This window comes from Photobacterium lipolyticum, from assembly GCF_003026475.1.
In the GTDB taxonomy this organism is placed as follows: domain Bacteria; phylum Pseudomonadota; class Gammaproteobacteria; order Enterobacterales; family Vibrionaceae; genus Photobacterium; species Photobacterium lipolyticum.
The window spans coordinates 35,369-58,554 of record NZ_PYMC01000023.1; the positions used below are offsets into that span (position 1 = coordinate 35,369).

A 23,186-nucleotide genomic window follows, 5' to 3' on the forward strand; every position below is an offset into this window, starting at 1 on the left:
ATTATTTAGCAGCGAATTCTTCTCCAAGCGCGATATCGGATGACAAAGTATCAAGCATGCTATCAAGTGCTTCCTGCTCGAATGCACTCAGCTTACCGTAGCCCATGACTTCTTCAACACCTTCTTTACCTAGCAGTACCGGTTGCGCAAAGAAACGGGCATGTTGACCATCGCCTTCAACGTAAGCACATTCAACAATACCTTGTTCACCCTGTAATGCGCGAACCAATGCCAGACCAAAGCGACATGCTGCCTGGCCCATAGAAAGTGTTGCAGAACCACCGCCCGCTTTCGCTTGAACAACTTCTGTACCCGCGTTCTGAATGCGAGGAGTCAATGCTTTGATTTCTTCTTCCGTAAACTCAACACCTTCAACTTGAGACAATAGAGGAAGAATAGTGACACCAGAGTGACCACCAATCACTGGTACGCGGATCCCGCTTGGATCTTTTCCTTTCAACTCTGCGACAAATGTCTCTGAACGGATCACATCCAGCGTCGTCACACCAAACAGTCTGCGTTTATCGTAAACGCCGGCTTTTTTCAGTACGTCAGCGGCAATCGCAACTGTCGTATTCACAGGGTTAGTAATAATACCGACACAAGCTTTTGGACAAACAACAGCAATTTTCTCTGCCAGTGTCTTAACAATACCAGCATTCACATTGAAAAGATCAGCACGATCCATGCCAGGCTTACGCGCAACACCTGCAGAAATTAAGACTACGTCAGCGCCTTCCAGTGCCGGTGTCGGATCCTCACCGCCATAACCTTTAATAGAAACAGGAGTAGGGATATGACTCAGATCAGCCGCAACACCTGGCGTTACTGGAGCAATATCATACAACGCAAGATCAGAACCTGCTGGCAGGCGGTTTTTTAATAGCAGAGCCAATGCCTGGCCGATGCCACCAGCCGCGCCAATTACAGCAACTTTCATTTTCGTTCTCCTTTACGATAGAAGTATATTTTTCAGACCTATAGGTGACGTTATAGCAACCAATTGTTAAATACAATCAAACCCAATCAGCTTTGCGAAGTAACGCATAGGCCATTATAAAGCGGGCTATCAACGTGCGACAATAAGAATCGTTGCCAAATGATACTCAGCTCGAAAAACCAACTGCAACAATCAGGTAATACCAATTTAAACAATTCTCTGGAGGGTATAACAGGCGAAATAGATCCTCTTTTTATATACGATAAAAGTGATTAAAACGTCAGTTTTCATGAACTCTGTTTGCTACTCACCAAGAGGTTATGCGAAAATATGCTACCTCGTCCCTGTACATAAAATTTACTTATGCGAAATTCAGACAAACAAGAACGTTTAATCAAAGCATTCAAAGCGATTCTAAAAGAAGAAAAATTCAGCTCTCAAGGTGAAATTGTTGATGCCTTGAAAGCTCAGGGGTTCGATAATATCAACCAGTCAAAAGTCTCTCGCATGCTGACCAAGTTCGGTGCAGTCCGTACTCGCAATGCTAAGATGGAGATGGTTTACTGCCTGCCTGTAGAGTTAGGTGTACCGACCACAACCAGCCCGCTGAAAGAGCTAGTAATGGAAATTGGTCATAACAACGCCCTGGTTGTGATTCAGACAGGGCCAGGTGCCGCACAACTGATTGCCCGCCTTCTGGATTCTTTAGGTAAGGCCGAAGGTATTTTGGGGGTCGTTGCCGGTGATGATACTATTTTCATCACGCCAACTAGCGGTACCACCACCGAAGAACTCTTTGATTCTGTCTGTGATCTTTTCGACTACAGTAACTAATATATTAGTGGGGGCATCAGCCCCCATCAAATGTGACGAAGATCACAATCAGAAAAATTTCTTGTAACTTGAACAATTGCAAATCAAATCATTGATAACAATAGATAATAAACCACCCCTCTCTCTAATCAGCTGTGATTTCATCAAATATTTAGCAAATCTTTGTTAACGCAGTTTTAAATCCTTTCATCACTTTTGCTATTATCTGCCTGATTTGCTTCCGCAATAGTGCCTTTTCCACCGATGGAAAAACATTTCTCCCCAGGAGATAACAACAATAAGGAAAGGATAAACATGGCATTGAAACATCTAATTAAAACGAGTGCACTGGCCGCCGTTTTCATGACGGCTGGTATGGCCAACGCCCAGAGTTTCATCACAATCGGTACCGGTTCAGTAACGGGGGTTTACTACCCTACTGGCGGTGCTATTTGTAAGCTGGTGAACAAAGATCGTAAACAGCATAATGTTCGCTGTTCTGTCGAATCGACCGGTGGTTCTATCTATAACGTGAACACCATGCGGGCCGGTGAATTAGACTTTGGTATTGTGCAATCGGACTGGCAGTATCACGGCTATAACGGTACCAGTAAATTCAAAGATCAAGGCTCTTATAAAAAACTTCGAGCCGTTTTTTCACTTCACACCGAACCATTTAACATTATTGCCCGCACAGATGCAGGCATTAACAATGTCGAAGATCTAAAAGGTAAACGCGTAAATATTGGTAATCCAGGATCTGGTGACCGCGCCACTATGGGTGTGGTCATGGAAGCACTGGACTGGACTATGGCCGATTTCAAATTGGCCTCAGAACTAAAAGGCTCCGAGCGTTCACAAGCACTATGTGATAATAAAATCGATGCATTCATCTACATGGTTGGCCACCCAAACGGTTCAATCAAAGAAGCAACGACTTCTTGTGATGCTAAGCTAGTTCCTGCTACGGGTGCTGCTATCGATAAAATTGTTGCCGACAACCCATACTACGCCAAAAGCACGGTTCCTGGCGGCATGTATAAAGGTACCGATAAAGACGTAAATAGCTTTGGTGTCGCAGCAACGCTGGTTTCCTCTACGGATGTCTCTGACGATGTAGTTTACGCGCTGGTGAAATCGGTATTTGAAAACTTCGATACCTTTAAACGCCTGCACCCGGCATTTGCTAACTTGAAACCAGAACAAATGGTTAAAGATGGTCTGTCAATTCCTCTGCACCCAGGGGCAATTCGCTACTACAAAGAAGCCGGTTATCTACCAAAATAACCTCGCTTGACTACATTTAAGAGGCACTCGTTGCCCCTCATGCGCCGCATTTGCGGCGCATGCTATTTCCCTCCCCCATAGAATTAAATTATAACAAGCAAGGATGCTGCATGACGAAGACAACACAAACGTCGACAGATGTTCAAGATATGGTAGCTCAGGCAGACACCGGGGCTAGAAACCCTGGTGGTATTGCGGGACGTATCTTATGGTTCGTTCCACTCTGCTGGTCTTTGTTCCAGCTATGGTACGCCTCGCCACTTCCGTTCATTTTTAATTTCGCTATCTTGAATGATACCGAAGCCCGTTCAGTGCACCTTGCTTTTGCCATCTTCTTGGCTTTTACCGCATATCCGGCACGGAAGCACTCATCACGGGATCGTATTCCTGCTATCGATTGGTTGCTGGCGCTGGTCGGGAGCCTGTCGGCTGGCTATATCTATCTGTTTTATAGTCAACTCGCCGAGCGTTCTGGCGCTCCAACCCAGATAGACATCATTGTTGCTGTCTGCGGGATGATACTGCTGCTTGAAGCCACTCGACGCGCCTTAGGCCCACCGTTGATGGTGGTTGCTGCCGTATTCTTACTCTATACCTTCGGCGGCCCTCATATGCCCGATGTCATTGCGCATAAAGGGGCCAGCCTGAATAAAACAATGTCACATATGTGGCTAACGACTGAAGGGGTCTTTGGCGTTGCCCTAGGGGTATCAACATCGTTTGTATTCCTGTTCGTACTGTTTGGCGCAATGCTGGAACGGGCAGGAGCAGGCGCTTACTTCATTAAAGTCGCGTTCTCTTTATTGGGTCATATGCGTGGTGGGCCGGCGAAAGCCGCAGTTGTCGCCTCGGGCTTGTCAGGGCTGGTTTCGGGTTCATCGATTGCCAACGTCGTCACCACCGGAACTTTCACCATTCCACTTATGAAGCGTGTGGGATTTTCTGGTGAAAAAGCGGGAGCGGTCGAAGTTGCCGCTTCTACCAATGGTCAGCTAACACCGCCTATCATGGGTGCAGCCGCATTCTTGATGGTTGAGTATGTTGGGATTTCCTATGTTGAAGTTATTCGAGCCGCGATCTTACCGGCATTGATCTCATACATTGCCTTGTTATACATCGTTCACCTCGAAGCCTGTAAGGCCGGTATGACCGGCCTGCCGCGTCGTTATAAACCAACAATTGCACAAAGCTTATTATCCTTTGTCGGTACCTTACTCGGCCTGATAGTGATCAGTGGCGCGGTTTATTACGGTATTGGCTGGACCAAAGATGCCTTTGGCGCTGCAGCAACACCGATTATTGGTGTGCTTATTTTAGTGGCCTATGTCGCTTTAATCAAAGTCTCGGCTAACTATCAAGACCATGCCATGGAAAACCCGGATGAAGAGTTACTCGAAGTACCGGAGCCCGGGCCCACGATCAAATCGGGGCTGTACTTTCTGCTGCCAATCGTCGTACTGGTCTGGTGCTTAACCGTCGAACGTTTCTCACCGGGTCTCTCGGCATTCTGGGCGACTGTATTTATGATCTTCATTTTATTAACCCAGCGTCCATTATTGGCGATGTTTAATAAAGAGAAAACGTTAAGAGATGCCGCACGTGAAGGGGTTGATGATCTGTTAGAAAGTCTCGTTTCTGGCGGTCGCAACATGATCGGTATTGGTGTCGCAACGGCTGCCGCAGGTATTGTCGTCGGTGTGGTGACCCTAACCGGCATCGGTCTGGTAATGACTGACTTTGTCGAGTTTATCTCCGGCGGTAACATCATGCTGATGTTACTGTTTACCGCATTGATCAGCCTGATCCTCGGGATGGGACTACCAACGACAGCTAACTACATCGTGGTTTCCACCCTTATGGCCCCCGTTATCGTGACGCTAGGCGCACAAAGCGGACTGATTATCCCATTAATCGCCGTTCACCTGTTTGTGTTCTACTTTGGTATTCTGGCCGATGATACCCCACCGGTAGGCCTTGCCGCCTTTGCCGCCGCCGCCATCGCCAAATCCGATCCGATACGTACCGGTATCCAGGGGTTCACTTACGATATCCGAACCGCGATCCTGCCGTTCATGTTTATCTTCAACACCCAGTTGTTATTGATGGATATCGATTCCTGGTGGCATTTAACCCTCACCATCGTTTCGGCCGTGCTCGCGATGCTGACCTTTTCTGCGGCCACCCAAGGATGGTGGTTTACCAAAACCAAATGGTGGGAAGTCGCGCTCTTACTACTGATCACTTTCTCGCTGTTCCGCCCGGGTTACTGGTGGGACATGGTTTACCCGGCCAAGCATGAAATGCCTGGCGTGCTGATTGCTGACGTGGCCGATAAACTGGATGTTGGTCAGCCGCTTGAACTACAAGTCAGCGGGGAGAACCTTGAAGGTAAGACCATTAGTAAGCTTGTCTTATTACCCTTTGATGAAGAGGCCATAACGCCGGACGACCGTATCGCGTCAACCGGATTAATGCTCCGCCAAGACGGTGAAAAAATGATGGTTGATATGATCGAGTTCGGTAGTGCTGCAGAATTAGCGGGGATCGATTTTGACTGGGAGATCACAAAAGTCAGCCTACCTGCTGTACGACCGATGAAAGAATGGGTTTTTGTTCCCACTTTATTACTCTTAGGTGCTTTAGGATGGAACCAACGCCGACGTGCTAAAGCTGGAATCATACAGTAAATGCATCCTGCATAGGTCTACACTCAATAATAGGGAGAAGTTATTCTCCCTAATTGAGCCCACACAGCTTAAGGGAATAATATGTTTAAACAAATTTTGGTTCCGGTCGATCTCAATGAACAGGGCTTCTCAGATAAAGCCGTTGAGCTCGCGGTATGGCATGCGAAGCAATCCAATGCCACAATTCATCTACTGAACGTCTTGCCTGGCATTCACATGTCGATGGTGTCGAGCTATTTCCCCAAAGATGCCGCTCGAAAAATGAAGCAGGATGCCCAGCATCAGCTTAATCTTTTTGCTGAAAAATACATCCCGGATGAAATCATCCATCATATGTATATTTCAGAAGGAAAAGCCTGGACAACCATCTTAGAGCAAGCCAGCCGTATAGGTGCAGATTTGATCATCATGCCTAGCCATCAACGCTCTAAGCTGGATAAAGTCATGCTCGGTTCAGTTGCATCGAAGGTGGTTGAAAACTCACCCATCAATGTCTTGGTACTCAAACCACAAGCTCATTGAAAATAACAAAAAGCACAAAGCCCGCGGATGCGGGCTTTGATTTATTTCAGGATGGGGACTGTAATAACATGACTGAGACTTATGCGTTACGCTGATCATACCCCCAGCGCGGCACTAAGCCTTGCTCAACACCAAGGTGATCGAGAATTCGTGCCACTATAAAGTCCACCATATCTTCAATGGTCTCCGGCTGATGATAGAAACCTGGCGCTGCCGGCATGATAGTCACGCCCATTTTTGACAGCTTCAGCATATTTTCCAGGTGCAGGGTCGAAAACGGTGTCTCTCGTACCACCATCAATAGCTGTCCCCGCTCTTTCATAACCACATCGGCAGCACGCTCAAGTAAATTATCAGACATACCATGCGCAACAGAAGCGAGCGTTCCCGCGGAGCAGGGACAAACGACCATTTGTTTTGGTGCTGCCGATCCCGAAGCGACGGGCGAAAACCAATCTTCCTTGCCACACACATCCAGCTTACTGGCATCGCAGTTCAAATGTTTCACCAGCAACTCTTTCGCTGCAGCCGCTCCGCCCGGTAGCTTTAAGCCATGCTCTGTTGCCAGCACCACTCTTGCGGCGGAAGAAATCAACAAATAAACCCGATAGTCAGCCGCTATAAGGCACTCCAATAAACGCAAGCCATACGGTGCCCCTGACGCCCCCGTCCAGGCGAGAGTAATGCGCTTATCTTTCATTTTTATTTTCCTTCATTAAGGTTATTTTGCCGCGAGTGCCGCCAGTAACTTGTCATGTATACCGCCAAAGCCGCCATTACTCATCACCAGGATATTGTCGCCCTCTTTTGCTTCGGCTGTAATTTTGTCCACCAGCAGATCCAGATCACTTTCAGTCATCGCCGGCTGAGTACAGGACTGGGTTATTTCCCCCACAGACCATGGAATAGTCTCCGGCTGGAATACGAACACCTGATCGGCGGCATGTAATGCAGGGGCAATATCGTCTTTATGAACACCTAACTTCATGGTATTTGAACGAGGTTCTAACACCGCCAAGATCCGCTCATCACCCACTTTCGCTCGCAAGCCATCCAAGGTTAACTTAATGGCTGTCGGATGATGGGCAAAATCATCATAAACCTTGACCCCATTCACATCGCCTTTGAGTTCAAGCCGACGTTTGGTGTTGATAAATCTTGCTAATGACTCGCAGGCAAGATCCGGCGTAACACCAACATGACGGGCAGCAGCAATTGCCATCAGGGCATTACTCACATTATGCTCACCCACCAAATCCCAGCGGACGGTTCCCGCCACGGCACCATCAAGATAAACATCAAACACACTGCCGTCTGCAATGTGCTTTTTCGCCATCCAGTGACCACCCTCACCGGTATATTCCAACTCGCTCCAGCACCCCATATCTAAGGTTTGCTGAATATTTTCTATACCCTTTGGTGCCAGAATCCGGCCATTGCCCGGCACAGTTCTCACTAAATGATGAAATTGGCGTTGGATCGCTTTCAAATCATCAAAAATATCGGCGTGATCGAACTCTAGATTATTCATAACCAGCGTTCGTGGTCGATAATGAACAAACTTAGAACGTTTATCGAAAAAAGCACTATCGTATTCGTCCGCTTCGACAACGAAGAACATACTTTCACCTAACCGCGCAGAAACGCCGAAGTTTCCGAGCACCCCACCGACCAGAAAACCGGGTTGATAGCCACAATCTTCAAGGATCCAGGCCAACATACTGGCTGTGGTGGTTTTGCCGTGAGTACCCGCTACCGCTAAAACCCAGCGTTCATGCAATAAAAACTCCTGCAACCACTGCGGACCCGAGGTGTAACGCAGGTTGCGGTTAAGCACATACTCAACACAGGGGTTACCACGACTCATCGCATTACCGACTACCACTAAGTCTGGCGCCGGATCCAACTGTGACGGATCGTAACCTTGTATAATTTCAATACCTTGAGATTCAAGCAAGGTACTCATTGGAGGGTAAACATTGGCATCACTGCCGGTCACTTTATGGCCCAATTGTCTGGCAAGAATGGCGGCGCCGCCCATAAATGTGCCGCAAATACCTAAAATATGGATGTGCATAATTCTCGGCTCACTGGCTAAATTCAGATGATTTCACGCTTTTGCGTTACTTCGTTACCATAAAAAAGATCTTTATATACAATTCTTTATATACAAAAAAGGTAACCCCCCTTTAAAACGGCTAAGCGCCATTTATGGGTACATAATTGTCCGTTAGAGACATTGTACCTGACATATCCGCCCCAAAGACAACTTGATGCAAGGATTGTACATGCCCGATATTAGAACCCTTGGTGAGTTCATTGTCGAGAAACAGAATGACTTCCCCCATGCCAGTGGTGAACTCTCTTCACTGCTAGGCTCAATAAAGCTTGCGGCTAAAATCGTCAACCGTGAAATCAACAAAGCTGGACTTGTTGATATTACTGGCGCTGTCGGTAGCGAAAATGTGCAAGGTGAAGAACAACAGAAACTCGACCTTTATGCCAATGATAAATTTAAGGCCGCACTGGAAGCCCGCGATCAGGTTTGTGGTGTCGCCAGTGAAGAAGAAGACGAAGCGGTAGCGTTCAATAAAGAATTGAACCGTAATGCCAAGTATGTGGTTTTAATGGATCCACTGGATGGTTCTTCGAACATTGACGTAAACGTTTCCGTCGGTACCATCTTTTCCATTTATCGCCGTATATCACCAAAAGGGACGCCACCGACGCAGGAAGATTTCTTGCAGCCCGGTCACCGTCAGGTAGCTGCCGGCTATGTTATTTACGGCTCATCGACCATGCTGGTATACACCACAGGTAATGGCATCCACGGCTTTACCTACGATCCCTCGTTAGGTGTGTTCTGCCTGTCGCATGAAAATATGCGAATTCCTGAAAACGGAAGTATCTATTCTATCAACGAAGGTAACTATATTCGCTTCCCTGAGGGGGTGAAGAAGTACATTAAATACTGTCAGGAAGACGCGCCTGAGGATAACCGGCCTTATACCTCACGTTATATCGGCTCTCTGGTGTCTGACTTCCACCGTAACCTCCTCAAAGGGGGGATATACCTCTATCCAAGCACCGCTGCTCACCCTAACGGCAAGCTACGCTTACTGTATGAATGTAACCCGATGGCATTTCTGATTGAGCAAGCCGGTGGTTTAGCCTCAGATGGTGAGAATCGGATCATGGATATCAAGCCAACAGAGCTGCACCAGCGTGTTCCATTCTTTGTCGGTTCCACTAAGATGGTCCGTCAGGTTGAGGACTTCCTGAAAGAATACCCGGAACAGCAGTAAACCTTCATCCGGCAGGCTGAAAATTAACAGCCTGCTGGATATCTTTTTGCCGTAAGATCCTGCGTTAACCAAGCTATCCACTGTTTTTTTTAAGCCCGCTGGTTATAATTCATACATCTACAACAATTTATTAACTGAGCATGAGGTGTGAATCATGAGCCTTAACCAAGTCCCGGCAGGCAAGGATATCCCACAAGATATCTACGTTATTATCGAAATTCCGGCAAACGCAGATCCCATCAAATACGAAGTCGATAAAGATACGGGGGCAGTCTTTGTTGACCGTTTCATGTCGAGTCCAATGTTTTACCCATGCAACTATGGTTATGTAAATCACACCCTGTCACTCGACGGCGATCCGGTGGATGTACTGGTTCCCACTCCGCACCCTCTCGTACCAGGCTCTGTTATTCGTTGTCGCCCGGTTGGCGTATTGAAGATGACCGATGAGTCAGGTGAAGATGCCAAAGTGGTTGCAGTACCACACAGCAAACTGACTAAAGAGTATGACCATATCCAGGATGTCAATGATTTACCCGAGCTGCTAAAAGCACAGATCACTCACTTCTTCGAGCATTACAAAGCCCTTGAGGCGGGTAAATGGGTGAAGATTGATGGCTGGGCTGATGTAACTGCGGCTAAAGAAGAAATTATGACTTCTTTCAAACGCGCTCAAGAAAAATAATACCGTGAGTCGGTCAGAAAACGCTCCCGGCTCTTGAAAGAATAGACGGAGCGTTTCAGCCGACGGATACAGTCAACGCTATAGCAGAACAAGGCATTAAAATGAAACCTAACGTGTTTATTTCGTTATTACTTCTGGCTTGTTTTCACTCAGCCTCTGTTCAAGCCAAGATTATTACCCCTGAAGAGTTTTGGCAGCATTATACCCAGGGGAATCCCTTGCTGGTTGATGTTCGCAGCAACGAGGAATTTATTCGTGGCCACCTGCCGTTATCGCTCAATATCCCATACGACAAGATAGAAACAATCACGACATTTGCTGCTGATAAATCTCAGGCTATTCTGCTTTATTGCCGCACCGGGCGACGAGCTGAAATTGCCGAGCAAGCATTAAACGAGCTGGGTTATCACAATGTCTATAACGGCCAGAGCTATCAGGCACTCCTTACAGCAATGCCGGAATCATCGCTTTCGCCAAAAAATAAAGCACCATAGATCATCGCTATGGTGCTTAGTCTCTTACCCATTCATAATCTGAATGGCCCTTAATCAAACTCAAACTGGTACAGTAAGTCAACGGCACTATCTAATCCCGATACTGCCTCAATATAGAGATCTTTCATCAGCCGGTAACGAACCGTAAATTCACCGACAGAGTTAAATATCCCCACGCCATATTTTACCTGCAAGCCCGGTGCAATATAACCGCTAATAGTCACTTGCGACTCATCGCCCGCACCTGCGGTATCCAGAGCAAGATCCTGAACACCGAAGGCTTCACCGACATTACCCACCAACTGCCCACTTTTGGCGAGCCCCATGCTGATCAGTGCGGTTGTCATCGCGCTGCCACTATCTCCCGATTCACTGTCCAGGTTTTTACCACGCAAAAGATAAGATAAGGCATTTTGCTGCGCCATCGCCGGGTCCGAGAAGATATCAATTCGGGGGGCATCCGCAGGACCACGGACCCGGATCCCCGCAACCACGTCATCTTCAATGTTGTTGGGATTTCGGATCGCTTCAATCGATAAATAAGGCTGATCTGCCGGGCCATTAAACAAGATTTGGCCTTTACGAATAACCAATTCCTGGCCAAATGATCGATAGGTACCATCTTGAAGGTTCACTTCCCCGTAAACCAGCGGGCCTTTGTCCTTCTGACGAACATTCAGCTCACCGATCAACCCGGCATTAAGACCAAAGGCTGACAGTTTTACATCATTACCTATCTTCACCAAGATATTGGTTTTCAGATCAAATGGCATCTTCTGCTCAACGTCTACGGGCTGCAAATCATCCGTCAACAGTATTTCATCGTCCGACACCGAAACTGCCGACTCCGGCAACTGATCAACCTTGATCCGCCCCCAAGGAATGGCAATATTCCCGGTGATCTCTGCATTATTGGGGGAGGCTGCAATGGTTAACGCCGGCGACACTTTTAGCGCCAGCATTGGTGGGAGGTGGATCTCCAATTCACGACCATTCACATCCAACTGAACTTTCCAGTTTGCCAGATCCTGCCAGTCACCATTACCGCGAACTTGCAATTTGCCATCCGGAGTGATCACATCTCCCTCAAGGGTCGCGTTATACCCCAAGAAGGTTGCGCGAATATCGGCTTGTTCAATATCGAACGGTACTTCACGCCCGATAGCCTTAACCTTTGTCACCAGAAGCTGACCATTAACCGCAGGGTGCATAACAGGACCTGTCACGCTCAGACTGGCGTCAACCTGGCCATCAAACTGGTGGTAATCCTTAATGACAGGCTCAAGGATACCCAGCATAAACCGATCAATGTTGACCTTGGCCTTCAGCTGCTGTTCAGCCATTAACTGAGTAATTTGAGCCTCACCACTGAGATTACCATTATCCGTTATCGCAATTAGCCAATCGGCATTCAGGACATCATCTTTAATTTCAGCATTGACCGTGACCTTATCCCACCCCACGGTGAGAGGGGGTTGATCTGCCTCCAGAACCTGAGTCACCGATCCCGTAGGGAGCTTAATCAGTGCTTTCACAAACGGCGATGTGCCAGGTGCCCATGCGGCTTCCAGATTGGCATCAACCTCCCCCTTAATCACAATAGATTCGGGAAGATAAGGCTCAATTAAATCAAACTCGAAGTGATTAACCGCCAGTTTGGCATGGCCTGATGTTCCGGCTTCTAAACCTTCCGTTAGACAGAGTGACGATTTCCCCTGCTGCCAGCAATGAGCGGCAACATTGGCTAACTCGGTTTTCAAGTTGTAGCCCAGTTTCGTGGGGTGATCCAATGCCCATAAACCAACCTGGGTCTCAATCACTGCCTGATCCAACCTTCCCTGCCAACCTGCCTTACGATCAAGCCGACCTGTCAGAACGAGCTCTGCGCTGACTGGCTGGGCATTCACATCAAGGGTTAATGTATGCCGTTCTTCGCTACCACGGAAGATCAGGCGCAGATCATCAAGTTTAAAAGCATCATATTCACCATCCGCTGCATACAGGCTGACATCCGCCTTTAATTCCGGCATTGGCGTTACTTTCCCTTTCAGCTCAAAAGCCTGCAAACTCGCCAGCTCCTGCCACCCCAGAGCATCGCCATTAAGTGCCAGCTCTATCTCGGGTTCAGCCATTTTTCCGGATAAATCAACCTGACCAAGCACTCGCCCACGCAGCCCAGGTAAAGATTGTGCTAAATCAGGTGCGTCAATCTGAGCGGTCATGGCCCATTCTTTCGTTAGCTCCCCCCTTGCCGTTAGGCCATTTGGACCATGCTTTAAAGTCAGCCCTCGGGTAACCAGCTGAATGTCACCTTTACCATTCAGATCTTTGGCATCGAATTGCCCATTAAGGGTAAAGGCTTGCTTCATGACAACCCCGTCGATGGCCAACTCCGGCAAGGCGACAAACCAGCCACCTTGCTCCGTCAGTCCACCCGATGTCCGTAATTTTCCGCTAAGATCACCTTCAGCCTCCGGCCATTCCAAGCCTGGTTGAATATGGCTGAATTCAAGCTCTCCCTGCCACTTCACGGCATCTTTCCAGCTAGCATTCGCTTTACCGGCGATGGTACCGCCTAGGGTATCGACCTTAAGCGCCTCAAGGTTGACCTTGTTCAAGTCCCCTTGACCACTCAGGCTCACCGCAACGGCAGGCATTGGCTCGCCATCAATCTTGCTCTTCAGATCAAACTTATAGCCATCCAGGCTGCCTTTAGCGCTCACTAAGGTATCTGCAACCTCGAACTCAGGTTTAGTATCAATTGGCCATTGGATATGATGACTGGTAACAACCAAGTCAAACGGTAGCTTCGGATCGAGTGGCGAGAGTTGCCCCGAAACAAGCGCATCCAACGTCCCTTTCAGGCTTGCATCTAAAGTCAGCTTTGCCAATGAACCCGATGCGTTCAGAGCGACCTGATGATCTTGCAGCGGCTCCATTGCAATATCGGCGTTCGCGTCTAAAGATAATGGGTAGTCGCCGGTTAACGACACATCTGCCGTTGCTTGTAGCTTCGCCTGCGGTACATCTAAAACCAGTTTACTGATAGCAATATCACTTGATTCCGCACTCGCAACAAGTTCAAGCAAATTGACCTGTTGCGGTATGTCGCCATTAAGCTTGAACTCCCTCACCGTAAAGCGCTGAATATCAAACGACATTGGCAATATGACTTCCGGTAAAGTAATCGGCTCAGAAGATGGTTTTTCTTCTACTGGCTGAGCCTGATCATCTTTAGTCGCCGTCGCAAGTGTCAGCTCTATACCTTGCCAGTCAGTGGGTTTTAGTACCAAATGGCTGCCTTCAATCTCTGCAGCAGTAGAAAACTGTTGCCATGTGACCTTGTTACCCAGAATGTCTAGCGCAATATCATCAAGACGCAGACGATCAATTCGAATGGGCAATGGCATTACCACATCCGTTACGGGCTCGGATACAGGTGCTTCCGTATCCGCTGCTGGTGGTGGCAATTCAGGCATACTAAAACGGATCCCCGCCAATCCAAGCTCAGAGATACACACTTCGGGGATTAATAAACAACGGTCATCCAGCTTAAGGTTGACGTTATCAGCGGCTAAGTCCACCAGCTCATCTCGATATTTGACCTGATTTAACTGGAAGCCTTTAAGCAATGCGCCACTGCTACTGTCAACCGACAGGGCCGGCAGCGCTTTTTGTGCCCCCCACACCGCAAGTTTTACCCCGGCAGAGGTATAGAGCAGTGTCGCAACGGCAATGATTAAGAATACAATCAGAGCCAGCCCCCCCAGAGAAATACGTTTCACCCAGGTCATAATTCAGGCCCCAGAATAAAGTGGATCTGGAACTTATCTTCTTCCTTCTCAAGTCCCCATGCAAAATCAAGACGAATTGGACCGACAGGCGATGCCCATCGCACCCCGACACCGGTACCACTCAGCCAATGAGGGTTATCAATCCAGGCTGAGCCGTAATCGTAAAAAACGGCCCCCCACCAATCACCAGAGACACGGTACTGATATTCAAACGATGAGGTCAGCATATACTGACCACCTATCAACTGCCGCTGATCATCTCTGGGAGCAATAGATTGATAGCGATAACCACGTAAACTATTGTCACCACCGACGAAAAAACGCATCGATGGCGGCACGTCTTCAATTTTATCGGCAATCACAGCACCACCATCGACACGTAACAGGCCACGGTGATCCTCTCCGGAACTACGTATCCAGGCACTACGACCACGGAAGCGCGCCAAGCGTGTATCTGAGCCGAATGCAGGGTCTGAATACTCAATAGACATCAATTGCTTATCCCCCCAGCTTGGCATCGAACCGCCGCGGGTTCTGGCTTTACTGTAACTGATACCCGGGATGATCATTCTTAAAACACCACTTTCATTTGCCCCCTGATTATAATTTTCATATAACCCGCGAACGGAAGCGACCCGCTTCCAACCCGACTCCAGAAGCCAATGACGTTCTAGGCCGAGATTGTATTCGGTACTGACGGTATCGTGGTTATCAACATAACGGATCCCGCTAACCACCTGATAGTAATCATTTAGCACGTCATCTAGAGGGATTTTATAGGTCGCCTCAATTTTTGGCTGAGCTTTCGATATTTCAGTTTTTACATTCAGGCTATGACCGGCACGATTCAGCCATGGTTTCTTCCAGTTAAACTTCAAGCGCATCCCGACATCCGTCGAGTAACCAATACCGGTTTCAACCTGATTGCGAACCTGAGGCTCGAGGGTAACTTGAATGGGCACTGTTTCGTCATCTAAATGGGCAACATCACCTCCAACAAAAATAGAAGAGAACCAGCCTACATTTGATAAGCGCTGGTTAAACTCACCTAATTTTGAGGCTAAATACGGCTCATTTTCTTCAAAAGGAATTAACGATTGCAGACGGTCTTCTTCAATCTGACTTCCGGTAAAAGTCGTTTCACCAAAGTTATAGCGCCGTCCTGCGGAAAATTCGATCGTAATAAAGGCTTCATTTCGTGATGGCGCCACCTCCATTACACTCTTTGTCAATTCAGCATCAAAGTAACCTTTTCGCAGTGCCAGGCTAGAGAGCGACGACTTCAATGCTTCATATTTACCATGGTTGAGAGACTGACCAAGCCCTAAACCACTCTCTTTCACTAATGCAATAAAATCCGGATCATCTTCTGCCATGCCGGAAATCATGATATTGCTTCGGGCAATACGCGTAATCGGTCCAGGCTCCACAGTAACAGTGATCTCTGTGTCCTGACCATCTTCGTCAACCTGATAGGAAAAAGAAGGTTGATAATGACCTAACGCTTTAAGCGCATCTTTAATCTCACCTTCAAGTTGCTCGCGAAAACGCAAAGTCGTACTGTAATCATCCTTAGGGATCGCTGATACATAAGCAGCTACGTTGCTTTTCAGATTTCCTTGTAACCCCTCAATTTCAAGCGAAGTCTCCGCTAACAACAAATTTGAAAAAAAAATAGCTACAGCGGTAATGCCAAATCGCTTAAAAATGTTAGTCATTATTATTGTGCTTCATTTATAAGAGTTTCATTTCAAGTATGCGCATAAATGATTCTGACAAAGCCAGCCATAACTGCCAACCTTTATTGTCTGAAAAACATTGAATATTGATTGTCTTGCCATATTCCTCTACTTTCTATCTAACAGACAGTGTAAAAGGATCTAACAATGTCACCAGCAAAACAGCAAACGATCGCCCCTAATACCGCACTTATCGGACGGGCAACCCCAACCCTTCCATCCCGGCCTCATGCCGTAAATAGCACTTTACTCAATGATGATAAACCTCAGGGACACGAGACGCTCATTGTCGGAATGGGGTGCTTCTGGGGAGCCGAACGACTCTATTGGAAACAAAACGGTATTTATAGTACCGCTGTAGGCTACAGCGGTGGTTTTACCCCGAATCCAACCTATGAAGAGGTCTGCACAGGTAAAACGGGACATGCTGAAGTGGTCAGGATCATTTACGATCCTGTGCAAATAAGCCTGCCTCAGCTACTTGCTCTTTTTTGGGAGAATCATGACCCGACTCAGGGCATGCGCCAGGGAAATGACATAGGTACCCAATACCGCTCCGTTATTTATGTAACATCGCCAGAACAGCTCGCCCATGCCAACACCAGTAAAGATCGTTATCAACAGGCTCTGCAACAACATACTGGCAGCTCAATTACGACAGAAATAGAATTGGCTGGCACATTTTACTTTGCCGAGGACTACCACCAGCAGTATCTGGCCAAGAACCCTGATGGATATTGTGGTTTAGGCGGAACGGGGATTTGTCTACCCCCGCAATGATTTTTGGGCCAGAGCACAGCCTCTGGCTAAATGACGTCGGCAGCTAAAGACTGAATTTCTCTGTTTACTTCAGATAATGCATTAAGTGCCTTAAGGTTCTGATTTTTTGGTGGTAATAACCGCCCACAATCAAATTCGAAGGCACCAATACCAACAATAAACAACCGACCACGAAAATAACTTTTTACGTATCGCGCAATTTGGTTAGGGCGATATTGTTTAAATATTCTTAGCATGGTTCCCTCACATAATTGACATAATAATAGACCTTGATAATCCCAATTCGTTTCAAAAGTCTTGTCTGTATATGCTCTAAACTGACTGCCAACCTTCGGTGTTTATCTATCATTTACATCCAAAATATAAATAAGAACTTTAGAACAAATTTTAATGCCTGGCATAGCAATTCTATGCTACACCTCGATTAAATCCGTGATAGCTTCGCAATTTAGATAAAATCAGACCTATTTAGTGATGAAGATCTATTATTCTGGACGGGTATAACCAGAACATCAAAAGTTAACTAATATAGTGATGCGTCCAAAATAAATGGAATAAATACAATGAATAAGAAGCCAATAATCGTATTACTTGCTGCATTATTACCGGGTATTGCAGCCGCACATAATATTCAGGTCGGACAGAATCTCCCTAATGTCACAGTGTCTGAGCAAGGAGAAATCATGCTAAGTGGTGACAAAGTCATCTATCAGCAATGGGAAAGTACACAGTTATCGGGCAAAGTTCGGGTTATTCAGGCTATTGCCGGTCGTAGCTCAGCCAAAGAAATGAATGCCGAAATCATAAATGCAATCAAAGCTGCAAATTTACCAGCAGAAATATATCAGACCACAACCATCATAAACCAAAATGATTCAATCTGGGGGACGGGGGGCTTTGTAAAATCTTCAGCTGAAGATAGCAAGCAAGAATTTTCCTGGTCATCCATGGTACTCGATGCTGATGGCACAGTGCAGTCAGCATGGCAACTACAAGAAGAGAATTCTGCCATTATTGTTCTGAGTAAAACTGGCCAGGTACTCTTTGTTCAAGAAGGTAAACTGACACCAGAAGAAATCGATCAAGCCATGGGCCTGGTTAAAACCAACCTGTGATCATCTGGCGTTAGTATTCTATTCATGCTGACAAAGTCATGACCAAACCTAAAAAGTAATGTTATATTATTACAATATTATTGGTTATGGCTTTTCCTCTTTAAGTGACAGTCAAAAAATGGCTTAGATTGCCGCGTTTCTGCATCGCTTTTCTGATCTTCCTGATTTACTCAATCGGGCCAATTACTGCACTCCACAAACTGGAAGCCATCAATCCGCACCACCATGTTCAGGATTGCAGTATTTGCCATCTTGTTCATGAAGCAGCAACGCCCTTCTCAGTAACTCTGCCAGCTGAAATCAGCCATAGATTCAATCACCGAATACTAGCTCCCTCTCAAGGCTACACACAGCCTTCAATCCGATTCGCCCGTGCCCCGCCAATACATTCCTGATGTCAAAATAGAAATCTATCCAATCATATTTTATCGTAAGGAATTATTATGACTTTTCTACCTCGCGTTACCACTTGTGCCCTAATTGTCAGCTCCCTTTTCTCTGCAGCCGCGGCTTCTGATGAGTATCATCGCCAACATGATGCTCATCAACACGGAATTGTAGAGTTCAACATTGCTCAAGATGGCCAAGACCTGTTACTCGAAATTACCGCTCCTGGCGCTGATGTCGTTGGTTTTGAGCATCCCCCAACCAGCGAACAACAACAGCAAGCCGTAGAAAGAGCTATTGAAGAACTGAAACAAGCCACTGAGCTGTTTGCATTCACAGCATCAGCGAAATGTCAGCTGACAGAAGCATTTATCACAGAAAACCTGATAACACATGATAGTCACGCCGGACATGATCACGAAGAACATGATCATGACAGTCACCATGAACATGCTACTCACGGTGGTTTTTCCGCCCAGTATGCCTTCCACTGTGCCGACATTAAGCAGCTAAAAGATTTGCAGGTTAGTTGGTTTAAACACTTCCCTTCAACGGAAAAAATTGCGATTCAGGCGATTACAGAAACGAGCCAAAAGGCTGAACAGCTGACTCCAACGAGTACGCTATTTAAGTTTTAATCAAAAGTCGTCGTAAAAAATTTCAGTCATCATGGGGGATCCTCATCCCCCATTTTAGGAAGTACAATGAACGTTATAGAACTGAGCAACCTGACATTCAGATGGCCTAAACAAATGGAAAATCTACTCGAAATTCCATCCTTGACGATCAAGCAAGGTGAGAAAGTCTTTCTAAAAGGGCCAAGCGGCAGTGGTAAATCCAGCTTATTAAGCCTGTTGACGGGGATCTCACAGCCTACTTCAGGTGAAATCAACCTTCTACAACAACCTTTCAGTCACCTCGAATCAACACAGAGAGATAAGTTCAGAGCCGACCATATTGGTTACATTTTTCAGATGTTCAACCTACTTCCTTACCTTTCAGTCATTGATAACGTACTGTTACCCTGCCGCTTCTCAACCCGGCGAAAAGTGCAGATAAAAAATACCCTGGAAGCCGAAGCTAAACGGATTTTAAGTCACCTCCATCTCCCACAAAGTTGCCTGAACAGACCTATTACTGAGTTAAGTATCGGCCAGCAACAGCGTGTCGCGGCCGCCCGAGCAATAATTGGCCAACCAGAATTACTGATCGCAGATGAGCCGACTTCCGCATTAGACCATGATAACCGAGAGGCTTTCATCGAACTGCTGATGAAGGAATGCGAACAAGCTCAAACCACACTGTTGTTTGTCAGTCATGATGCAACTCTGGAATCCTTGTTTGATCGCAGCATCGCACTCAATGATATCAATCAGGCCTACAAGGGAAGTAAACGATGAGTGCAATACTACGATTGGCTTGGCAAAGCCTGGCAAACCGCAAAACAACGGCACTTCTTACCTTATTGACCGTCGCTATTTCTGTCACTCTACTACTTGGTGTAGAAAGAGTTCGTACCCAGGCTAAAGCGAGCTTTGCTAATACGATATCTGGGACGGATCTCATCGTTGGTTCTCGATCAGGACAAGTAAACCTATTACTTTATTCTGTATTTCGTATTGGGAATGCAACCAATAATATCGACTGGCAGAGTTATCAGGAGATCAGCCAACACCGAGCCGTAAAATGGGCAATACCTATTTCACTCGGAGATTCACATCGCGGATTTCGTGTTATTGGAACCGATCAAACCTACTTCGAACACTACCAATATGGTAATAAACAACCTTTATCATTATCTAAAGGCCGTCCATTTTCTAACTTATTCGAAACAGTGTTAGGTGCAGAAGTTGCAAAAAAACTAAACTATCAACTAGATGATGACATAGTCATTGCACATGGTATTAGCGATAAAGCGTTTAATCGCCATGATAATCTGCCTTTTAAAATCGTTGGCATCCTGGCACCGACCGGAACACCTGTAGACCGAAGCGTTCATGTGTCATTAGCTGCAATCGAAGCTATTCACGTTGGCTGGGAGTCCGGAGCAAGGCTAGGTAATACCCCTGATGCCATAAACTTCGCGAACCATCAATTTGAACCCCAGCAAATAACAGCGGCGATCTTAGGTCTGCAATCTAAAATCCAAACGTTCGCATTACAACGTTATATCAATACTTACAAGAAAGAACCATTGAGCGCTATCATGCCGGGTATTGCCCTGCATGAGCTTTGGGGAATGATGTCTGTTGCTGAGCAGGCATTACTGGTTGTCTCCGTTTTTGTTGTCGTTTCAGGTCTGCTTGGTATGTTAACCAGCTTGCTTACCAGCTTAAATGAAAGACGCCGAGAGATGGCTATCCTCAGGGCGATGGGTGCCAGGCCTGGCCATATTTTCTTTTTACTTGTCAGCGAAGCAACGGTACTAACGACAGTAGGTATTGTCATTGGTACTGTCCTTCTATTCTGTATATTGCTAGTTTTACAGCCTCTTATCCAGCAACAATTTGGCCTGTATATTGCGATTACAGCACTAACATCGCATGAACTGAGTCTATTGGGATTAATTCAAATCGCTGGCATCTTGGTCGGGAGCATCCCTGCAGTGCGAGCTTATCGACACTCATTAGCTGACGGTATGACAATAAGAATATAGGACGGACGAATAATGAAGAAGTGGTTAATTGTAATCTGCTGCTGGTTGCCCCTGATCAGTAACGCTAATGAAGTACTTATTTTAGACTGGATTGATTTAATTCCAGAGCAGGAAAGAAATCAATTTGATCAAAATCAGATGCCTTTCCTCAATCACAATGGGGAAGCATCAAAACAGTCAATAATTGGCGGTGTGCGTGAAGAGCTCAATGGAAGTGAAGTAAAAATTCCAGGCTTTGTCATTCCCTTAGAAGGTGATGATAAGATTGTCACGGAATTCTTATTAGTTCCGTATTTTGGTGCATGCATTCATGTCCCACCACCACCACCAAATCAAATACTCTATGTGAAATTTGAAAAAGGAGCACCAATCCAGCAGTTATGGGATGTGGTTTATGTGGTAGGAAAATTAAAGACTCAGCATATCAGCCATGAAATGGCCGAAGTAGGTTACTTACTTGATGGGGTTGCCCTTGAAGAATACGATGATATGTAATTGAAAGAGATAACTTTCTTCTCTTAACTAAAGCTGGCTTATCTGCACTCGTTAAACGTGAGAGGCAAGATAAGCCAACATACTCACGTAACCTAAAACCAGTAAAATGTCTGTAACCCGCTTACCTGACTTATTCATCAACACCCCTAACCTACCGCATTCCCAGCCAATAAAACAATTAACAAATTTAACCATTAACCATTAACCATTAACCATCATCAAAGTCGCACCTATTGATTAAATATACGAACAACTGGTAAAACTATACTCAGGAAACCTTTATCAGGGGTAATTATGAGCAACGAACACGACGAAGATGTCACATCATCAATATCACTAAAAACCGTCGTAACGACCAAAGACAAAAATGAGAAAAACAGCTATATAAAAAACAGTCAGGAACGAACTAAAGAGATCGCATCTCTTCACGCTATTAATGCAATGATCGGCCGTTCGCATGAACAAAACCTACAACAAAGAGCGGATCACAGAGAAAAGATAGAACAACAACGCAAACAACATAACCTTGAGGTAATCATTAAGCTTACTCATGACGCATGTGGTGATGAAACGGCAGATGAACCCGATCCTGACTGGCTTGTACGCTTCTTTTCGATGGCTCAGAACATTCACGGTACATCAATGCAAAAACTGTGGGGAAGGATCCTAAAACAAGAAATTCTATCTGCTGGATCTGTATCTTTAAAAGCCTTAGAAACATTACAGAATATGACTCAGAGAGAGGCACACACTTTTCAACGTGCCAGCGTACTCGCCTGCCATTTTGGCAATGACAGCAGCAAAAGACTACTAACCGGAATTAATATAAAGAAAAGACGGTTTCCATTACTAAAACAAAACTCTACTCATAAGCTGCAGTTGGGCAACTACCAACTTCCTTACTCAAACCTCCTCATCTTGATGGAGTTAGGGTTAGTCTTACGAACAGAACTAGAATCCGGCGAGATCTCCCTAGAGCATACGCTGCCTTTTAGCTATCAAAACAATTCCTACATGCTAAAACCAGTAAAGAAAGGCACCACTTTTACCTATTATCGTTTCTCTCCAACAGGACAAGAATTAGCACGATTACTCGGAAATAAGGATCACGAAGCTTACAAAGAAAATCTACTTGATTTATTAAGTAAACATTTTATTGTTGAAGTGTATTAACTTAAGCAGCATAAATTAACTAATCAAGCTTTCATTGGTTATGACTGTATTGTAGGCAAATGCAGTATTGCTCTGTGTTATTTTATCGCACAAGTCGATTAATACCATTTTAGGTAAAAATATGATCTAATTCAGGCTATCTATTTCCTCTAGTTTTCTTGCCATGGATAGCCTTAATAATATCAACTTGTAGTGATGAGATGGTCTCCTCCCTCTCCCAAACGGCGTCATAATGCGCCAAGATAGTGTTGTTTCTACTATCTGAAATCGAGAAGGATAAGACCATGGTTAAGCATAAGATAATTGGTATTGAT

20 protein-coding genes are annotated in these 23,186 nt (G+C 46.0%); 14 read left to right on the plus strand and 6 right to left on the minus strand.

Features of this window, described 5'->3' with window-relative positions; translation table 11 throughout:
* Position 1: 1 nt before the first annotated feature.
* Entirely contained in the window at positions 2 to 940 is a 939-nt protein-coding gene (gene mdh, locus C9I89_RS20580; protein ID WP_107285198.1) for a malate dehydrogenase, read from the minus strand.
* Positions 941 to 1,303: 363 nt separating this feature from the next.
* On the opposite strand from mdh, the gene argR reads away from it, so the two are divergent.
* The 4 genes from argR (at position 1,304) to C9I89_RS20600 (ending at position 6,249) form a co-directional block, all read left to right on the plus strand.
* Entirely contained in the window at positions 1,304 to 1,774 is a 471-nt protein-coding gene (argR, locus tag C9I89_RS20585; protein WP_107285199.1) for a transcriptional regulator ArgR, read from the plus strand.
* A 294-nt stretch (positions 1,775 to 2,068) separates the two neighbouring features.
* Positions 2,069 to 3,040 carry a TAXI family TRAP transporter solute-binding subunit gene (locus C9I89_RS20590; protein WP_107285200.1) on the plus strand — a complete coding sequence of 324 codons (972 nt, stop codon included), beginning with the start codon at positions 2,069 to 2,071 and terminating at the stop codon, positions 3,038 to 3,040.
* Between the two features lie 110 nt (positions 3,041 to 3,150).
* Complete coding sequence (locus tag C9I89_RS20595) at positions 3,151 to 5,727, plus strand: TRAP transporter permease (protein WP_107285201.1); 2,577 nt, start codon at positions 3,151 to 3,153, stop codon at positions 5,725 to 5,727.
* 81 nt (positions 5,728 to 5,808) lie between these two features.
* Complete coding sequence (locus tag C9I89_RS20600; protein ID WP_107285202.1) at positions 5,809 to 6,249, plus strand: universal stress protein; 441 nt, start codon at positions 5,809 to 5,811, stop codon at positions 6,247 to 6,249.
* A gap of 79 nt (positions 6,250 to 6,328) precedes the next feature.
* Here C9I89_RS20600 and C9I89_RS20605 read toward each other — a convergent pair whose 3' ends face one another.
* Positions 6,329 to 6,949, minus strand: a complete 621-nt coding sequence (locus C9I89_RS20605) for a flavin prenyltransferase UbiX (protein ID WP_107285203.1) — start codon at positions 6,947 to 6,949, stop codon at positions 6,329 to 6,331.
* 21 nt (positions 6,950 to 6,970) lie between these two features.
* Positions 6,971 to 8,326: a UDP-N-acetylmuramate:L-alanyl-gamma-D-glutamyl-meso-diaminopimelate ligase gene (mpl, locus tag C9I89_RS20610; protein ID WP_107285204.1), complete on the minus strand. Its 1,356-nt coding sequence runs from the start codon at positions 8,324 to 8,326 to the stop codon at positions 6,971 to 6,973.
* 211 nt (positions 8,327 to 8,537) lie between these two features.
* On the opposite strand from mpl, the gene fbp reads away from it, so the two are divergent.
* The 3 genes from fbp to C9I89_RS20625 all read left to right on the plus strand — a co-directional run bounded on the left by fbp (position 8,538) and on the right by C9I89_RS20625 (position 10,733).
* Positions 8,538 to 9,554, plus strand: coding sequence for a class 1 fructose-bisphosphatase (gene fbp / locus C9I89_RS20615; protein ID WP_107285205.1), 1,017 nt, complete (start codon positions 8,538 to 8,540; stop codon positions 9,552 to 9,554).
* Between the two features lie 154 nt (positions 9,555 to 9,708).
* A complete protein-coding gene (gene ppa, locus C9I89_RS20620; RefSeq protein ID WP_107285206.1) occupies positions 9,709 to 10,239 on the plus strand; it encodes an inorganic diphosphatase in 531 nt (176 codons plus the stop codon).
* Between the two features lie 101 nt (positions 10,240 to 10,340).
* Positions 10,341 to 10,733: a rhodanese-like domain-containing protein gene (locus tag C9I89_RS20625; protein WP_107285207.1), complete on the plus strand. Its 393-nt coding sequence runs from the start codon at positions 10,341 to 10,343 to the stop codon at positions 10,731 to 10,733.
* A 50-nt stretch (positions 10,734 to 10,783) separates the two neighbouring features.
* Here C9I89_RS20625 and tamB read toward each other — a convergent pair whose 3' ends face one another.
* Together tamB and tamA are read right to left on the minus strand one after the other, a co-directional pair.
* A complete protein-coding gene (gene tamB, locus C9I89_RS20630) occupies positions 10,784 to 14,527 on the minus strand; it encodes an autotransporter assembly complex protein TamB (RefSeq protein ID WP_107285208.1) in 3,744 nt (1,247 codons plus the stop codon).
* Positions 14,524 to 16,245 carry an autotransporter assembly complex protein TamA gene (tamA, locus tag C9I89_RS20635; RefSeq protein ID WP_107285209.1) on the minus strand — a complete coding sequence of 574 codons (1,722 nt, stop codon included), beginning with the start codon at positions 16,243 to 16,245 and terminating at the stop codon, positions 14,524 to 14,526. The genes tamB and tamA overlap by 4 nt, the downstream gene beginning before the upstream one ends.
* Before the next feature lie 168 nt (positions 16,246 to 16,413).
* On the opposite strand from tamA, the gene msrA reads away from it, so the two are divergent.
* On the plus strand, positions 16,414 to 17,046 hold the full coding sequence (gene msrA, locus C9I89_RS20640) for a peptide-methionine (S)-S-oxide reductase MsrA (RefSeq protein ID WP_107285210.1): 633 nt from the start codon (positions 16,414 to 16,416) through the stop codon (positions 17,044 to 17,046).
* Positions 17,047 to 17,072: 26 nt separating this feature from the next.
* Here the strand turns inward: msrA and C9I89_RS20645 are convergent, their stop codons facing one another.
* Positions 17,073 to 17,282 carry a DUF1107 domain-containing protein gene (locus C9I89_RS20645; RefSeq protein WP_107285211.1) on the minus strand — a complete coding sequence of 70 codons (210 nt, stop codon included), beginning with the start codon at positions 17,280 to 17,282 and terminating at the stop codon, positions 17,073 to 17,075.
* Positions 17,283 to 17,609: 327 nt separating this feature from the next.
* On the opposite strand from C9I89_RS20645, the gene C9I89_RS20650 reads away from it, so the two are divergent.
* From C9I89_RS20650 to C9I89_RS20675, 6 genes are all read left to right on the plus strand, one after another.
* Positions 17,610 to 18,161 carry a YtfJ family protein gene (locus C9I89_RS20650; RefSeq protein ID WP_107285212.1) on the plus strand — a complete coding sequence of 184 codons (552 nt, stop codon included), beginning with the start codon at positions 17,610 to 17,612 and terminating at the stop codon, positions 18,159 to 18,161.
* Between the two features lie 443 nt (positions 18,162 to 18,604).
* Positions 18,605 to 19,186: a zinc uptake protein ZrgA gene (gene zrgA / locus C9I89_RS20655; RefSeq protein ID WP_107285213.1), complete on the plus strand. Its 582-nt coding sequence runs from the start codon at positions 18,605 to 18,607 to the stop codon at positions 19,184 to 19,186.
* 66 nt (positions 19,187 to 19,252) lie between these two features.
* Complete coding sequence (locus C9I89_RS20660) at positions 19,253 to 19,948, plus strand: ATP-binding cassette domain-containing protein (RefSeq protein WP_107285214.1); 696 nt, start codon at positions 19,253 to 19,255, stop codon at positions 19,946 to 19,948.
* Positions 19,945 to 21,204 carry an ABC transporter permease gene (locus C9I89_RS20665; protein WP_107285215.1) on the plus strand — a complete coding sequence of 420 codons (1,260 nt, stop codon included), beginning with the start codon at positions 19,945 to 19,947 and terminating at the stop codon, positions 21,202 to 21,204. The genes C9I89_RS20660 and C9I89_RS20665 overlap by 4 nt, the downstream gene beginning before the upstream one ends.
* 12 nt (positions 21,205 to 21,216) lie before the next feature.
* Complete coding sequence (locus C9I89_RS20670) at positions 21,217 to 21,699, plus strand: DUF3299 domain-containing protein (RefSeq protein ID WP_107285216.1); 483 nt, start codon at positions 21,217 to 21,219, stop codon at positions 21,697 to 21,699.
* Positions 21,700 to 21,993: 294 nt separating this feature from the next.
* Positions 21,994 to 22,872 carry a TIGR03899 family protein gene (locus tag C9I89_RS20675; RefSeq protein ID WP_107285217.1) on the plus strand — a complete coding sequence of 293 codons (879 nt, stop codon included), beginning with the start codon at positions 21,994 to 21,996 and terminating at the stop codon, positions 22,870 to 22,872.
* The last annotated feature ends 314 nt before the right edge of the window (positions 22,873 to 23,186 follow it).

Bases quoted from the DNA above. Each gene is read 5' to 3' on its own strand.
- mdh (WP_107285198.1), bottom strand. From the start codon at position 940: ATGAAAGTTGCTGTAATTGGCGCGGCTGGTGGCATCGGCCAGGCATTG.
- argR (WP_107285199.1), top strand. From the start codon at position 1,304: ATGCGAAATTCAGACAAACAAGAACGTTTAATCAAAGCATTCAAAGCG.
- C9I89_RS20590 (WP_107285200.1), top strand. From the start codon at position 2,069: ATGGCATTGAAACATCTAATTAAAACGAGTGCACTGGCCGCCGTTTTC.
- C9I89_RS20595 (WP_107285201.1), top strand. From the start codon at position 3,151: ATGACGAAGACAACACAAACGTCGACAGATGTTCAAGATATGGTAGCT.
- C9I89_RS20600 (WP_107285202.1), top strand. From the start codon at position 5,809: ATGTTTAAACAAATTTTGGTTCCGGTCGATCTCAATGAACAGGGCTTC.
- C9I89_RS20605 (WP_107285203.1), bottom strand. From the start codon at position 6,949: ATGAAAGATAAGCGCATTACTCTCGCCTGGACGGGGGCGTCAGGGGCA.
- mpl (WP_107285204.1), bottom strand. From the start codon at position 8,326: ATGCACATCCATATTTTAGGTATTTGCGGCACATTTATGGGCGGCGCC.
- fbp (WP_107285205.1), top strand. From the start codon at position 8,538: ATGCCCGATATTAGAACCCTTGGTGAGTTCATTGTCGAGAAACAGAAT.
- ppa (WP_107285206.1), top strand. From the start codon at position 9,709: ATGAGCCTTAACCAAGTCCCGGCAGGCAAGGATATCCCACAAGATATC.
- C9I89_RS20625 (WP_107285207.1), top strand. From the start codon at position 10,341: ATGAAACCTAACGTGTTTATTTCGTTATTACTTCTGGCTTGTTTTCAC.
- tamB (WP_107285208.1), bottom strand. From the start codon at position 14,527: ATGACCTGGGTGAAACGTATTTCTCTGGGGGGGCTGGCTCTGATTGTA.
- tamA (WP_107285209.1), bottom strand. From the start codon at position 16,245: ATGACTAACATTTTTAAGCGATTTGGCATTACCGCTGTAGCTATTTTT.
- msrA (WP_107285210.1), top strand. From the start codon at position 16,414: ATGTCACCAGCAAAACAGCAAACGATCGCCCCTAATACCGCACTTATC.
- C9I89_RS20645 (WP_107285211.1), bottom strand. From the start codon at position 17,282: ATGCTAAGAATATTTAAACAATATCGCCCTAACCAAATTGCGCGATAC.
- C9I89_RS20650 (WP_107285212.1), top strand. From the start codon at position 17,610: ATGAATAAGAAGCCAATAATCGTATTACTTGCTGCATTATTACCGGGT.
- zrgA (WP_107285213.1), top strand. From the start codon at position 18,605: ATGACTTTTCTACCTCGCGTTACCACTTGTGCCCTAATTGTCAGCTCC.
- C9I89_RS20660 (WP_107285214.1), top strand. From the start codon at position 19,253: ATGAACGTTATAGAACTGAGCAACCTGACATTCAGATGGCCTAAACAA.
- C9I89_RS20665 (WP_107285215.1), top strand. From the start codon at position 19,945: ATGAGTGCAATACTACGATTGGCTTGGCAAAGCCTGGCAAACCGCAAA.
- C9I89_RS20670 (WP_107285216.1), top strand. From the start codon at position 21,217: ATGAAGAAGTGGTTAATTGTAATCTGCTGCTGGTTGCCCCTGATCAGT.
- C9I89_RS20675 (WP_107285217.1), top strand. From the start codon at position 21,994: ATGAGCAACGAACACGACGAAGATGTCACATCATCAATATCACTAAAA.